General features: G+C 62.9%; 16 protein-coding genes. 7 read left to right on the top strand and 9 right to left on the bottom strand.

Annotation, left to right across the window (positions count from 1 at the left end):
• Positions 1-433: 433 nt before the first annotated feature.
• From BLU35_RS18065 to BLU35_RS18055, 3 genes are all read right to left on the bottom strand, one after another.
• Positions 434-793: a response regulator gene (locus tag BLU35_RS18065; protein WP_093233952.1), complete on the bottom strand. Its 360-nt coding sequence runs from the start codon at positions 791-793 to the stop codon at positions 434-436.
• A 224-nt stretch (positions 794-1,017) separates the two neighbouring features.
• Positions 1,018-1,563, bottom strand: coding sequence for a hypoxanthine phosphoribosyltransferase (gene hpt / locus BLU35_RS18060; RefSeq protein WP_057254766.1), 546 nt, complete (start codon positions 1,561-1,563; stop codon positions 1,018-1,020).
• A gap of 63 nt (positions 1,564-1,626) precedes the next feature.
• A complete protein-coding gene (locus tag BLU35_RS18055) occupies positions 1,627-2,289 on the bottom strand; it encodes a hypothetical protein (RefSeq protein WP_093233945.1) in 663 nt (220 codons plus the stop codon).
• A gap of 313 nt (positions 2,290-2,602) precedes the next feature.
• Between BLU35_RS18055 and ftsE the strand changes: the two genes are divergently transcribed.
• From ftsE to BLU35_RS18035, 4 genes are all read left to right on the top strand, one after another.
• Positions 2,603-3,262: a cell division ATP-binding protein FtsE gene (gene ftsE / locus BLU35_RS18050; RefSeq protein WP_057254764.1), complete on the top strand. Its 660-nt coding sequence runs from the start codon at positions 2,603-2,605 to the stop codon at positions 3,260-3,262.
• Positions 3,255-4,277 (top strand): cell division protein FtsX, encoded by a 1,023-nt coding sequence (locus tag BLU35_RS18045; protein ID WP_058321087.1) that lies wholly within the window; start codon positions 3,255-3,257, stop codon positions 4,275-4,277. Before ftsE ends, BLU35_RS18045 begins: the two co-directional genes overlap by 8 nt.
• 97 nt (positions 4,278-4,374) lie before the next feature.
• Entirely contained in the window at positions 4,375-5,073 is a 699-nt protein-coding gene (locus BLU35_RS18040; protein ID WP_093233943.1) for a YdcF family protein, read from the top strand.
• A 128-nt stretch (positions 5,074-5,201) separates the two neighbouring features.
• Positions 5,202-5,993 carry a lysophospholipid acyltransferase family protein gene (locus BLU35_RS18035; RefSeq protein ID WP_057254761.1) on the top strand — a complete coding sequence of 264 codons (792 nt, stop codon included), beginning with the start codon at positions 5,202-5,204 and terminating at the stop codon, positions 5,991-5,993.
• 4 nt (positions 5,994-5,997) lie between these two features.
• On the opposite strand, the gene BLU35_RS18030 is transcribed toward BLU35_RS18035, so the two are convergent.
• On the bottom strand, positions 5,998-6,549 hold the full coding sequence (locus BLU35_RS18030; protein WP_057254760.1) for a gamma-glutamylcyclotransferase: 552 nt from the start codon (positions 6,547-6,549) through the stop codon (positions 5,998-6,000).
• Positions 6,550-6,751: 202 nt separating this feature from the next.
• On the opposite strand from BLU35_RS18030, the gene BLU35_RS18025 reads away from it, so the two are divergent.
• Positions 6,752-7,762, top strand: coding sequence for a DUF2125 domain-containing protein (locus tag BLU35_RS18025; protein WP_058321083.1), 1,011 nt, complete (start codon positions 6,752-6,754; stop codon positions 7,760-7,762).
• Positions 7,763-7,823: 61 nt separating this feature from the next.
• On the opposite strand, the gene BLU35_RS18020 is transcribed toward BLU35_RS18025, so the two are convergent.
• From BLU35_RS18020 to BLU35_RS18010, 3 genes are all read right to left on the bottom strand, one after another.
• Positions 7,824-8,747: a prephenate/arogenate dehydrogenase family protein gene (locus tag BLU35_RS18020; RefSeq protein WP_093233942.1), complete on the bottom strand. Its 924-nt coding sequence runs from the start codon at positions 8,745-8,747 to the stop codon at positions 7,824-7,826.
• Positions 8,747-9,853, bottom strand: coding sequence for a histidinol-phosphate transaminase (hisC, locus tag BLU35_RS18015; RefSeq protein WP_058321082.1), 1,107 nt, complete (start codon positions 9,851-9,853; stop codon positions 8,747-8,749). The genes BLU35_RS18020 and hisC overlap by 1 nt, the downstream gene beginning before the upstream one ends.
• A 145-nt stretch (positions 9,854-9,998) precedes the next feature.
• Complete coding sequence (locus BLU35_RS18010; RefSeq protein ID WP_093233941.1) at positions 9,999-10,763, bottom strand: class I SAM-dependent methyltransferase; 765 nt, start codon at positions 10,761-10,763, stop codon at positions 9,999-10,001.
• An 81-nt stretch (positions 10,764-10,844) separates the two neighbouring features.
• On the opposite strand from BLU35_RS18010, the gene gloB reads away from it, so the two are divergent.
• Both gloB and BLU35_RS18000 read left to right on the top strand, forming a co-directional pair.
• Positions 10,845-11,615 (top strand): hydroxyacylglutathione hydrolase, encoded by a 771-nt coding sequence (gloB, locus tag BLU35_RS18005; RefSeq protein WP_057254755.1) that lies wholly within the window; start codon positions 10,845-10,847, stop codon positions 11,613-11,615.
• Positions 11,615-12,052: a cupin domain-containing protein gene (locus BLU35_RS18000; RefSeq protein ID WP_058321081.1), complete on the top strand. Its 438-nt coding sequence runs from the start codon at positions 11,615-11,617 to the stop codon at positions 12,050-12,052. The genes gloB and BLU35_RS18000 overlap by 1 nt, the downstream gene beginning before the upstream one ends.
• A 9-nt stretch (positions 12,053-12,061) precedes the next feature.
• On the opposite strand, the gene yddG is transcribed toward BLU35_RS18000, so the two are convergent.
• Both yddG and BLU35_RS17990 read right to left on the bottom strand, forming a co-directional pair.
• Positions 12,062-12,952, bottom strand: a complete 891-nt coding sequence (gene yddG, locus BLU35_RS17995) for an aromatic amino acid exporter YddG (RefSeq protein ID WP_058325832.1) — start codon at positions 12,950-12,952, stop codon at positions 12,062-12,064.
• Positions 12,953-13,048: 96 nt separating this feature from the next.
• Positions 13,049-13,825 (bottom strand): DUF3108 domain-containing protein, encoded by a 777-nt coding sequence (locus BLU35_RS17990; protein WP_057254753.1) that lies wholly within the window; start codon positions 13,823-13,825, stop codon positions 13,049-13,051.
• Positions 13,826-14,170 lie beyond the last annotated feature (345 nt).

The raw sequence follows: 14,170 nt of genomic DNA, 5'->3' as shown, positions 1-14,170 counted from the left end.
CGGCTCACACCGTCGCTCAGCCTGTGGACGTCGAGATGGTCTTTCGAGATGTCGACCCCGATGCTATCGTTCATCATCTTTCGCTTGTCCTGTGCTTGTCATCCGGAGCCGAACTCCGGGTATCCGTTCAGGCCTCAAGGGAAAGACGAGGGCGATCCGACTCTAGCTCGACCCATCAAAAGGTCCGCAATTCCAACGATCCGACCCTCGCCGCTGCGGGAGGGCGGCGACCCTCCCGCAGCGGTTCCGTTCTGACCTGTTCGGCAGCCAATGTCATAAGACAAGCAATTCCAGGAAAAGTGCGAAACGGTTTTCCGTGCGGAATTGCGTAATTTCAAAGACTTAGGTCATCTCAGTGTTTCGATGAAACAATGAAATGATCTAGCCTCACGCCCACGACCTCGGCAGTAATCAGGTGTCGGATTGGGATTCGTCAGGCAGCCAGCGCGAGCGCAACGGCCTTGCGGATATCGGGAAGGGAAAAGGGCTTGGAGATGACGTCGACGATCTTGTCGGCCAGATCGTCGGTCCGCTCGCGCTGTTCGGCATAGCCGGTCATCAGCAGGATCTTCATTGCCGGAAAGGCAGCCGACGCCTGATGCGTCAGCTCGATGCCGTCCATGACGGGCATGCGAATGTCGGAAAGCAGGAGATCGAAAGCCTCGCTCTGAAGGCAGGCAAGGCCATCGGCACCGTCGCCCGCCTCGACCGTCTCGTGGCCATCGAGCTTCAGTGCCCGTGCGACAAAGGAACGCAACGCATCCTCGTCCTCGGTAATCAGGATTTTCGCCATCATGGCCTCCGCGTTTCCGAGGCGCGGCTTTCACGCCGACGCCCGCACCTGATCCAAAAGGTTACAGCGGGCGTCGGTCATCGACCGGACACGACGGCGCTGCAGCACCGCCAATCCGATAGGGAATCACCACGCGGTACATCCCCAACCAACCAGTTTTTCGTTTGTGTTCGGTAAACGCGCGGCGACCGGATTTCAGGGTCGGCGTGCCGTTTTGACACGCCTTACTCGGCGTCGCCGGTGACGACACCTACAAAAGGCAGCTCGCGGAAGGCATAGGCGACATCCATGCCATAGCCGACAACGAAGTGATCGGGGCATTCGAAACCGACATAATCGGCTTCGAGCTCGACCTTCCGCTTGACGCGCTTGTCGAGCAGCACGGCGATCGTCACGTTGCGCGCGCCGCGCTCGTACATCAGCTCCTTGGCGAAACGCAGTGTCCGGCCGGATTCGAGAATGTCGTCGATCAAAAGCACGTCACGCCCATGCACGTCGCTGTCGATATCCTTGATGATCTTCACGCCCTGAGAGACCGTACCGAGCCCGTAGCTCGACAGCGTGATGAACTCGACTTCCGGTGCAAGGCCGGTGTTGTGCATGGCGCGGATCAGGTCTGCAGCAAAGATGAACGATCCCTTGAGCACCGCGATCACCAGCAGATCCTTGTGCGGACCGTTGACGATCATCCCGGCCAACTCGCTGTTGCGCGCGGCAATCGTTTCGGCCGTGTAGAGAGGTTCGATATTCTTACCGCGAACAACGGGCATCAAGGCTTCTCCAGCGTTTCATCCGGAAGACCAAAGCCTTCCCATCCGCGCCGCTTAGCACAATCAGCGGGCTGAAACACCGTTTTCAGCGAAGGAAACCGTCACATCGGGCATTTTTCCACCTGCATAGGGCAGCCGCGTCCTGAAATGGCGGCTCTCGCCCGGCGCGATTGCCGCGCCTTCGGGCATCACGCGCGTGGTCGTAACCTGGCGCCCGTTGGCTGCCACCCCCACCACGACGAGCGGCAGGCGCTGTTCGACATCGGAGCGGTTGTCGATCGAGCCGTAGACGGAAAGCACCCGCATGCCGCCGGAATAGTCGAGCGAGCTCGTGACCCCTGATATCGCAAGCGGCTGGATATCGGCCTGCCCGTCGCCCGCGAAACCGACGATCACCAGAAAGGATGCGAGTGCGAAACCCGCGACCAGGCCGGCGAAGCGGCGCGCCGGCATGTCGCGCAGCCGCGCTTCGGCGAGGCTCAAAAGTCGGCCGGCAAGCGACGTTTCGTCGGCCACGACCGTCAAGGTCGGCCGTTTCTGATTTCCCATCTTGGCGTTGTCGTTGAACACCGGATAGGGCGTTCGGCGCGACGAGGGAGCAATCACCTCGAACTCGGCATCGACATAGTCGACGCGTCGCGCCATCGCGGCTGCCTCACGACCGCCCCGTTCGGGCGGCAGGAAGTCCGCCGAAGCGCCGGCGGTTTTGGTCCGGAATGCATGCATGACCAGTTCCTCCTGTCCCACAGGGGCACGGTGCGGCCACTCGACCTACCGCCTCGACTGCGAAACCATCGGGCAATGCGCGAACCCTTGGCATGCAAGAATCTAGGCATTGCATCAATTCTTTCCGACACGTAAACCGGAATGGTTAATGTTTCGGAAAGACGTCGCGAAAGCGGCACCTTTTCATGAAAAATTAACCGCTGCTTAACCATGATTCCGCTGGCGGTTTTGCCTTTCGAGGCTGGTCGTCCTATGCGCGGAGGACCGGAACCGGCCGTCGGTTGCAGGGCCGTGAGAGAGACTGGGCTGCCGCTTGATTCACTTTGAGAACGTCGGACTGCGCTATGGCATGGGACCGGAAATCCTCCGGGACCTGACCTTCGATATTCCGCGCCGTTCGTTCCAGTTCCTGACCGGTCCGTCGGGCGCCGGCAAGACCACCCTTTTGAGACTGCTGTTCCTCTCGCTGCAGCCGACGCGCGGCCTGATCCGGATGTTCGACCGCAACATCTCGTCGATCCCGCGCGAGGAGTTCCCGATGCTGCGCCGGCGCGTCGGCATCGTCTTCCAGGATTTTCGCCTGCTCGATCACCTGACCACCTATGAGAACGTCGCCCTGCCGCTGCGCGTCCGCGGCAAGGAGGAATCGAGCTATCGCGCCGACGTGCTGGAACTGTTGAAATGGGTCGGCCTCGGCGAGCGCATCAATGTCCTGCCGCCGGTTCTTTCAGGCGGCGAAAAGCAGCGCGCGGCGATCGCGCGGGCGCTGATCGACCGGCCAGAGATCCTGCTTGCCGACGAACCGACCGGCAACGTCGATCCGCCGATGGCCAGGCGCCTCCTCAACCTCTTCCTCGAGCTGAACCGGCTCGGCACCGCGGTGGTGATCGCCACCCACGATCTGTCGCTGATGGATCAGGTGGAGGCGCGACGCATGATCCTTTCGCAGGGGCGGCTCGACATCTATGAGTGACAGCCGCACGAAACGCCAGAAGGACGCGCCCGAGCAGGCGTCGGAGCCGCAACAACGCCGGACGGAAATGCGCGTGCGGCCGACCGGCCCGATCGTGCCTTCGACCAATGTCTCCGGCCATGCGCTGATGTGCGTCATCGCCATCATGTCGTTCCTTGCCTGCCTGACACTCGGCGGCGTCAGCATGGTCAGGGCAACGGCCCAGAGCTGGCAGTCGCAGATCTCCCGCGAGATCACCGTCCAGATCAAGCCGGACGATAGCCTCGACATGGAGAAGGCGCTCGCCGACGCCCGCGATCTGGCGCTGACCTTCAGCGGCACGACCGATGGCAAGATCGTTGATCGCGCCGCCACTGCGCGTCTCCTGGAACCTTGGCTCGGCGAGGGCCTCGATCTCGACGAATTGCCGGTGCCGCGGCTGATCATCATCACCATCGACGAAAACAATCCGCCCGATTTCGCCGCCATGCGCAAGGCACTGACCGAGACGATCCCGCAGGCCTTCCTCGACGATCACCGCACCTGGGTCGACCGGCTCGTCGCCATGGCCAATACCACGGCGATGATCGGCACCGGCGTGCTGGCCCTCGTGTTCTCAGCCATGGTGCTGACGGTGATCTTCGCCACCCGCGGCGCCCTTTCCGGCAACCGCCACATCGTCGAGGTGCTGCATTTCGTCGGTGCCGAGGCCGGTTTCGTCGCCTCCGAATTCCAGAAGCATTTTCTGAGAATCAGCCTCAAGGGTGCCGGCACCGGCGGCCTTTTGGCCGCGCTGTCCTTTGCGCTTGCCGGCTTCTGGCAGTCGCAGACATTGGCAACACCGCAGACCGATCAGGCAACCGCCCTCTTCGGAACCTTTACCATTGGCTATGGTGGCTATCTCGGTATCGCCGCCATCATCGTCGTCATCGCCATCCTGACGACCGTGACCGCTCGCCTCACGGTCATGCGCACGATCTACGAGATCGACCTCATCCGTTCGGACCCCGGCCGCACGGATCTCTACCAGAGCTGAACCGCCCGATGTTTCGCCGTGCCTCGATCTATTCCTTGCCGTAATCTGTGGCTATGTGAAGAGAATCATGATGGCGCGAGAATTACGCGGGAACGGGATGGCCGGAGGAGGCAAATGGCAGGGGAGAGCCGACGATGGCCGGCGGCCCCGCAGCCTCTTGCGCAAAATTCTCCGGCGAACCTTCTTCGTCCTCCTGTTGCCGCTCGCGCTCCTGATCGGCGCCTTCCTCAATTTCGCCGACACCGTCGCATCGCTGCAGCCGCCCGTGCATCCCAAGGCGGATGCGATCGTCGTCCTGACCGGTGGTTTCCAGCGCATCGACCAAGCGGTCGATCTCTTGAAGGGCGGCGCCGGCAAGCGCCTGCTGATCTCCGGTGTCCACCCGACGACCACCGGCAGCCAGATCCGCCGCAACACTCAGAGCTCCGCCGATCTCTTCAAATGCTGCGTCGATATCGGTCATGAGGCGATCGATACCATCGGCAACGCCACCGAGACGGCACAATGGATCCGTGATCGCGGCTATACGAGCGTGCTCGTCGTTACCAACAACTACCATATGCCACGCAGCCTGCTGGAGCTTCGGCGTACCCGCCCGGAGACGGAATTCATCCCCTACCCGGTGGTCAATTCGGATCTCAAGACGACGAACTGGCTGCGCAACCCGATGGTACTGAAATCGATCCTCCTGGAGTTCGGGAAGTATACGATCGCATCGGTTCGCGATCTCGCCGGCGCCCGGCCGACGAGCGGCCTGCGCACCGATTCCTCACGCGCCACGCCGGCGGAAGAATAGAGGCCATCGAGAACGTCGATGGCCTAAAGTGAGAGAGGGCAGTTTTCCTTCTGCACGGTTTCGTGTAGGCAGCGATCAATCGGCCTGACGCCGAGCCCCTTAAGAACTCGCCTACGAGAGCGTACCTGATGATCGTCTTGCGTTCGATCCTTTTCAACATGGTGTTCTACGCCAATCTGATCGTGCAGATGATCGTGCTGACGCCGATCTATTTCCTGCTGCCGCGCAAGAAGGCCTGGTTCGTTCCCAAGAACTGGGTGCGCAGCAATCACTGGCTGCTCGACAAGATGGTCGGGACGACCTTTGAGATCGAAGGCTTGGAGAACCTCCCGAAGGTCCCCTACATCTTCGCTCCCAAGCACCAGTCCTTCTGGGATGCCTATGCGCTGCTCCCCTGGCTCGACGATCCCTTCTACATTCTGAAGCGTGAGCTCACCTGGATCCCGCTGTTCGGTTGGTACATCCTCAAGCAGCGCATGGTTCCGGTAAACCGGGCCGCACGCGGCAAGGCGATGACCAGCGTCATGGATCGCACCAAGCAGGAAATGGCAACCGGCCGCGAACTCATCATCTACCCGGAAGGCACGCGCCGCCCGCCGGGCGCTCCGCCGGAGTACAAGTACGGCATCGCCCGCCTCTACCGCGACCTGAACGTGCCCGTCGTGCCGGTCGCCATGCATCCCGGCCTCTTCTGGCCGCGCCGCAAGTTCCTGCGCTTTCCCGGCCACTTCAAGGTCCGCATCCTGCCGCCGGTCGAGGCGGGCATGGATCCGGATGCATTCCTTGCCAAGCTCATGGAAGTCACGGAGAAGGCCAGTGACGAACTGCTTGTCGAAACGGTGCAGAACAATCCGCACCTGCCGCTGCCGCCAACCGCCGAGCAAAGGCTGAAGGAACTGAAGGCCGCCGGCAGGGCCTGAGCGATCAGGCCCGCGCACGCTGGCGTGTCTGCTCGAGCAGGCCCACCACCTCTTCCAGCCAGTGATCGCGGATGCCCATTTCCTTGAGATGGGCAAGCGTGTTGAACACATACTCGCTGTTCGGCCCGGATTTTCCGGTCGAAACGGCGACGATATCGGCCGCCTCACCGGTGCTGAGCGTTCCGGCATACTGGACGTGGTCGCGGTCGATGACATAGGCAAGCGCCGGCACCCGCCGTCCATCGGCAAGCAGCACCGGCATCGTGCGCTCCTTGTAGACATGCGTCACCAGTTCACGCTCGCGCAGATAATCGGTAACACTCTCCCGCTGCCCACGCTCGACACGAAAAGCCGTGCCGATGCAGGAGCCGCCTCGGTCGAGCCCAAGCACCAGTCCCGGCCGCTGTTCGGTGCCGCGGTGAACCCAGGAATGCACGCAGAGCGACCGGCGATAGCCGAATGCGCGTGCCGTCAGCTTCTCCTCGAAGGCAAAGCCGGGGTTCCACATCAGCGACCCGTAGCCAAAGACCCAAAATTCGTCCATATCCACTGTCATTCAACCCGCGCTGTCTGCTCTCGCCACCGAATCACCATCGGCTTGTAGGAATGGTCAGCCATGTCGGTTTCTACGGCACAGCATCTCGGCACGAAAGAGACAAGCTCGTCCTCGTGCACCCGAAGACAAGAATAGTTTTGCGGATCGGCGGCGCCACCCGAAAGGCAGCCGCAGTCCAGTTTAGAGTGAGGTATCCGCGCCCATGTCGGCAACCGCAGTTTCCAATCCCTCGCCGGTCAGCCGGAAGTTCCGCTGGCTGACGGCAGGCATCGTGCTTGTCGCCGGCATCTATTCGGCCGGCTGGTTCCTCGCCGCCGATCAGATCGAGAAACGCCTCACGGCCCGTCTTGCCGATGGACAGGCAGCCGGCCTCGGCGGCGAATGCACGAACATGGACGTGCGCGGCTTTCCGTTCCGAATCGGCCTCTTCTGCGACAAGGTCCACCTCGACGACACCCGCCATGGCACATCCGCCTCCTTCGGGGCGCTGCGCACAGCCGCCCAGGTCTACCAGCCCGGCCACGCCGTGATCGAGCTCGACGGCCCGGCCGAAATCCGGGCGTCGCCCGGCCTCAACGTCTTCGCCGACTGGACGCTGCTGCATGCGAGCGTGCGTGCGACCTTGTCCGGTGTCGACCGCACCTCGCTCACCTATGACAACCTCACCGGTCGGGTGCGCCTGCCGCTTGCGGGCGACGGTCTTGGCTTCGGCGCCAGCCACGGCGAACTGCACCTGCGCCAGAACGGCGCGGATCTTGATGCCGCTTTGAGCGTCGACAAGCTCGACCTTCGTCCGGAGGAAGGCCCGAGCTACGCGCCGCCGGCCACGGTGGCTGCGGACCTGACCTTCACCGACAAGGCCGGGTGGATGGCAACCACACCGACACCGGAGATGTTTCGCGGCAGCAAGGGCGAACTCCGACAGCTCACCCTCGATCTCGGCTCCGGCATGAACGCCAAGCTTTCCGGCCCCTTCTCGGTCAACGATCAGGGACTGATTTCCGGCGAGTTCTCGCTGACGATGACGAATATCGAGGCCTGGCGGGCCAATCTGGTCAAGCTGATTCCCGACGACGCCAACCTCGTCGACAACACCGCGAACATGCTGAAGGCGCTCGCCAACGGCAAGGACGAGGCGACCGTGAAGCTCAACGTGCGCGACGGCACGGCGTTTCTCGCCTTCATCCCGATCGGCGTCCTGCCGACGCTCTAGATCGTCGAACACCCGCTTCCGGACGGAAGACCGTTCCTCGGTCTTCCTCGACTTGCTCAGCTTATTTCTGATCCATGGCATGCCGGCCGAAGTCCGGCATCGCCGTATCCTGGCCCGCCTGGATGATCGAGCGGCGGATGGCGCGGGTGCGGGTGAAGAGGTCGAAGAGCTTCTCGCCGTCGCCCCAGCGGATCGCCCGCTGCAGATAGGCGAGATCCTCCGAAAACCGTGCCAGCATCTCCAGGATCGCGTCCTTGTTGTGCAGGCAGACGTCACGCCACATGGTGGGATCGGATGCCGCGAGACGGGTGAAGTCGCGGAAACCCGAGGCCGAATACTTGATGACTTCGGACTCGGTGACGGTCTCGAGATCATCGGCCGTTCCGACGATGTTGTAGGCGATGATGTGCGGCAGATGCGAAACGATCGCCAGCACCTTGTCGTGGTGCTCGGCGTCCATTTCCTCGACCATCGAGCCGAGCGTTTCCCAGAAACGCCGGAGCCGCGCGACCGCTTCCCCATCAGCGCCCTCCGGCGGCGTCAGGATGCACCAGCGGCCGCGGAAGAGGCCGACGAAGCCGGCATCCGGGCCCGAGTGCTCGGTACCGGCGATCGGATGCCCCGGCACGAAATGAACGGTCTCGGGCAGATGCGGCGCCATCTGCGCGATCACCGAGCCTTTGGTCGAGCCGACATCGGTGACGATCGCACCGAGCTTCAGATGCGCGGCAATCTCGGCCGCGACGGCACCGGACGCGCCGACCGGGACCGAGACGATCACGAGGTCGGCGTCGCGAACGGCGTCGGCCGCAGACAGTGTATAGCGATCGCCGAGCCCGAGCTCCTGCGTACGCTTCAGCGTCGCCTCGCTGCGCGTGGAGACGACGAGCGTACCGGCAAGCTGCTTCTCGCGGATATCGCGCGCGATCGACGAGCCGATGAGACCAATGCCGATGAGGGCGATCGTTTCAAACTGCTGAGCCATTATTTCCGTCCCATGAATTCGATCAGCGCCGCGATGACGCCTTCGTTGGCTTCTTCCGAGCCGATGGTCATGCGCAGCGCATTGGGGAAGCCGTAGCTGCGGACCGCCCGCAGGATATAGCCGCGGCTGGTCAGGAAATCATCGGCTTCCTCGGCCCGCTTGCCGTTTTCTTCCGGAAAGTGGATCAGCACGAAATTCGTGACCGAGGGCGTGATGCGCAGCCCGATCGCTTCGAGCGCTTCGCTGACACGCGCAAGCCAGGTGAGATTGTGATCGACTGCCGTTGCCACGAAAGCCTGATCACGGATCGCCGCAGCACCCGCCGCGATAGAGGGCGCACTGAGGTTGAAGGGCCCGCGGACACGGTCGACCGCGTCGATCACCTCCGGCGGTGCATACATCCAGCCGATGCGCAAACCCGCAAGACCGTAGATCTTCGAGAAGGTGCGGGTCATCACCACATTGCGGCTGGCCGAGACGAGCTCCAGACCGGCGGCATAGTCGTTGCGGCGCACATATTCGGCATAGGCCGCATCGAGCACCAGCAGCACACCCTCGGGCAGCCCCGCATGCAGCCGGCGGACTTCATCGACGGGGATGTAGGTGCCGGTCGGATTGGCCGGGTTCGCCAGGAAGACGACCTTGGTGCGCTCGGTGACCGCCGCGAGAATGGCATCGACATCGACGCGCGCATCCTTCTCCTTGACGGTAATGGGCGTCGCGCCCGCCGCCAGGATCTGGATCTTGTAGACGAGGAAGCCATGCTCGGTGATGATGCCTTCGTCGCCGGGCCCGAGATAGGTGTGGCAGAGAAGCCCGAGCAGCTCGTCCGACCCATTGCCGCACATGATGTTTGCCGGGTTGAGGCCGTGCACAGCACCGATCGCCTCTCGCAGCGCCCGCGCCTGGCCATCCGGATAACGTTCGAGGTTGAAGGCAGCCGACTGGAAGGCCTCGATCGCCTTCGGGCTTGCGCCAAGCGGTGTCTCGTTGGACGAGAGCTTATGCACCTTGGCGACACCCGGCGCGTGCTCCTTGCCCGGCACATAAGCGGCAATATCCAGGATGCCGGAACGCGGCTCAGGGCTCTTCGAAGCAAGGCTCATCGGGTCAGCTTTCTTTGGCCATCAAAGTGCTGCAGCGACCGATACGTGCCTTGGGAGGCGCGCGGCGCTGCAGGCAGGAAAAGAGGTCAAGCCATTAGCGGCGCAAGCGGCTTTTGTCGAGGGTCCGCCGCGGTTCCCAGGCAGGTTAGCGGGTGGGACGCGGCCTCTCGCGCGTGCTCGGCACGCCCTGCGGCGCCAGCACCGGCACGAAGACGCGGCGCGATGCGCGTGCGGCGACCGGCAGCCCCTGGTAAAGCCGCTTCTGCGCCTCGACGACGATGACGCCGGAGAAGACCGGCCAGAGCGAACGGCCGAGCCGCTCGAAGCCCCGACGCAGCCGCAGGATCGCCCTGAGTTTCGACGGCGGGAAGAAGAGCGCATCCGCCGTGGCACCTGGCGTGAAGTTGGTCTCGCGCAGCAGCGCCGTCAGCTGCCCACGCGAATAGGGTCGCCCGGAACCGAAGGGCGTGTGTTCCATGCGCGCCCAGACGCCGCGCCGGTTGGGCACGACGATGATAAGGCGACCGCCTGGCGCCAGCACCCGCCAGATCTCCTTCATGGTCTCCCGCGGGCTTTCGGCGAATTCCAGCGAATGCACCATCAGCACCCGGTCGATCGAGGCGTCGGGCAGCGGCAACTCCTCATCGAACACCAGCGCCGTCGAGGAGAGCTCGGCAACCGGCCAGTTCACCGCCCCCTGCCCCGCCGGCATGAAGGCGAAGGTGCGCTCCGTGTCCTTGCGGAACCGTTCGAGATAGGGAACGGCATAGCCGAGGCCGACCAGCCGCTCGTCCGGGAGCCGCGCCCAGACGGACGAAAGCGCCATGGTGACGGATTGCTCCGCCATCCGGCCGAGCTCGGAGTGATAGAATTCTCGCAGGTCGACGATATCGGTGTGCATTCGCAACATGTTAGCTTCGAAGCGGTAGACTTCAAGGTAAGGCTCGCTACATTCGGCAGCATTCCCTCTCTTCTGACCGGAGGACGTGCCATGGCCGCGCTCGAACTCGACCTCTTCCTCTGCCGCACCGATAATTTCGGCGTGCTGATCCACGATCCCGAAAGCGGCCTGACCGCCTCTATCGACGCGCCGGAAGAGGCGCCCATCCTGGAAGCGCTGGAGCGGCGCGGCTGGAGGCTTACCCACATCCTGACGACCCATCATCACGGCGATCACGTGGCGGCAAATGACGCCCTGAAGGAACGCTTCGGCGTCACGATCATCGGGCCTTTCGGGGAAGCCTCGAAAATTCCGGGGCTCGACAAGGCCGTGCGCCATGGTGAGCGCTTCGATTTTGCCGGTCGTTCCGTCGAGGTGATCGAGACCCCGGGCCACACGGCCGGTCACATCTGCTTCCACTTCCCGCAGGACAGGCTGCTGTTTGCCGCCGACACCCTGTTTGCGCTGGGCTGCGGTCGTCTGTTCGAGGGGACGGCAGCGACCATGTGGCAGTCTCTCAGCCGGCTGATGGCGTTGCCGGATGACACGACGGTCTATTTCGGCCACGAATACACGCTGTCCAACGCCCGCTTCGCGGTCACGGTCGACCCCGAGAATGCCGAGCTCAAGGCGCGCGCCGCCGAGATCGAGGAGACGCGCTGCGACGGCGGCTTCACCGCACCGACGACGATCGGCCTGGAGAAGCGCACGAACCCGTTCCTGCGCGCCACCGACCCGGGCATCCGCGCCCATCTTGGAATGCAGAACGCCGACGATGCCACGGTCTTTGCCGAAATCCGCAAGCGGAAAGATAATTTCTAGTGGCTGAGACGCAATCGGCGGCGGAGATCATCAAGGCACTCGGTTTGGCGCGCCATCCGGAGGGCGGCTGGTACTTCGAGACCTTCCGCGATACGGCTGGTGGCCCACGCGGGCATTCGACGGCAATCTATTATCTGTTGGAGCGCGGCGAGCGCTCGCACTGGCACCGTGTCCGCGACGCGGTCGAGATTTGGCACTATCACGCCGGTGCGCCGCTCGAACTCAGCATCGCCGAAGATGGAAAATCCGCCGAGACGCTGCGGCTCGGGTCCGACATTCTGAGCGGAGAACGACCGCAGGGCGTGGTCCCGGCCGATTGGTGGCAGTCCGCCGCCTCGCTTGGCGAATGGACGCTGGTCGGCTGCACCGTCGCGCCAGCATTTGATTTCGCCGCCTTCGAAATGGCGGCCCCCGACTGGCAGCCGCCCAAGCGATAACAAGCCCGGTTATTCCGCCGGCTGGGCCACCGTCGCACGATTGCGGAAGATCATGTCCTTTGCAGCAAGCACTGCGCCGCCGGTCACGAACAGGCAGGCGAGCGCGATGCGCCAGGACGGCTCGGCAAAACCGAACAGGATCAGGATCAGCGTCGAAAGCACCGGCGCCGCATAACTCGCGACGCCGAGAAGCTGGATATTGCCGTTCTTCACCCCAAAGTCCCAGGCATAGAACGCCGCTCCGACCGGCAGCAGCCCGAGGCCGACGACCGCCAGCCACTCGAAGGTCGTCGCCGGCCAGACGGTCGTTTCGAGCGCCAGATGGCAGACGAAAGACAGGATCGAGGTCGCAAGACAAAATCCTGTCACGACATCCGTCGAGACCGCTTCGAAGCGGCGGGTGATGAGCGAATAGCCCGACCAAGTGAAGGCGCAGAGAAAGGCGGCGCCGTAGCCAAGCAGATAGGCATCGTCGAAGGCAACGCCATTGCGCGCCACGATCAGGATCGTGCCGACGAGGCCGGCGAGTGCGCCGGCGAGATGATACCAGCGCAAGCGCTCGCCCGGCAGCAGCGCCGAGCCGACGACGATCAGCAGCGGCCAGAGATAGGCGATCAACCCGGCTTCCACTGCCGGGGCGTTGCGCAGGGCCGTGAAATAGAGAAAATGATAGCCGAACAAACCGGCGATACCCGTGATCCAGACCTTGGCGGGTTGCTTGAGCAGCGCCAGGCGCTCCGGCCTCATCCCCAGCACCACCAGGCCGGGCAGGCTGCCGATCAAGAAGCAGATCGCCGAAAGCTGGAACGGCGGCATCTTGCCGGATGCTGCCGTGAACAGCGCGAGCAGCGACCACATCAGGATGGCGGAAAAGCCGATCAGCGTTGCCTTGAATGTCATAGTCGTCCCCTCGCGCGATTTCTCTCACGGAAACCTGCGCCGATAAAATCTTCGTGCTTCGTGGTATTTAACCTTTTAGTTGCACACGACCGCGCGTCAACCACCAAATCGCGTCGCCGAGACCGTGACCGGTCCGAGCTTGGTGGGGATGCGGACATAGACGGGGGCGTAGACGTTCACGTTGGGCGCCTTGGCAAACCAGATTTCCATCGTCTGCAGACGACGCAGATACTCGACATCCTCGCGGCCCTTCTTGTAGCCGGCCTTCGGCACGAAACGGATACCGCAGACGATCACCTCCCCTTCGAAGCCCTTGGTCTTGAAAGGCTTGGTCCCCTTCGGTGAGAGCTTGATGTCGAGCCGCGACTCGCCATCAAAGATCGGCAGCGTGTTGGGGCACACGCGCGCCTCGGCGGGAATGATGAGGCCCGAGAGCGGGTCGAGCACGTTGCGCATGTCGCGTGAGGTGACGGGCACCCAGTTCTTCGGCAAGGGCGTCCGCTTCGGCGTCATGCTGGCTTGCACCACATTGCCGTTGCGATAGGTGACGTTGATCGCCCTGCTCTTCGATCCACTGCGATAGGACATCGAATAGTGCGAGGCGCGCAGGTAGTCCCTGCCGATCACACCCGAAACCTGCGTCTGGCCCGATGTGTGGCTCAGGATGTCGAGCAGACCGGCCGACTTCAGCGTTCCGGATATCGTGTAGCGATTCTTCTGAAGCTCGGTATGGAAGGAGGCGCGCGCAACCGGCAGACCGGCGAGCGAGATGCTGTAATCCGTCAGATGTTCGACATCGGCGGCCGACGATGCTGTGGAAAACGAGACCGCGGACAGCAACGCCGCCACGCGAAAGCCATTTCGCAACTTCATGCCCTTAAAAAATCCATCGCTTGAATATCGCCGCAATACCCTGAAATGCAGGCTCTTTGCGGCTTTTCTACGCCCAGTTCGCTGCAGCCGGTCGTCGGGCCGGCCCCGTGGCCGCCACACGTCCTCATGCAAGAAATAACGCATAGCAAAACCGCTTGGAATGGGTCTCGCAAGGCATTATTCTTGGGAAAACCACGCCTCATATCTGAAGAACGGTCGGGAAAAACCGCGGGTTTTCCGAGAATGCAAGAGGTTTGGCTTGACGGGCGGGCCGTCTCTGACTATAGAACCGCGACTTTCCAATAATGGCCTAGGAACGCGGCCTGGGCTCTGGGCCCGCTACCG

Origin of the sequence: Sinorhizobium sp. NFACC03 (assembly GCF_900103435.1) — a bacterium.
Lineage (GTDB): Bacteria > Pseudomonadota > Alphaproteobacteria > Rhizobiales > Rhizobiaceae > Ensifer.
Note: the sequence above shows the minus strand (reverse complement) of the source record. Positions and strands in the feature narration are given on the sequence as shown.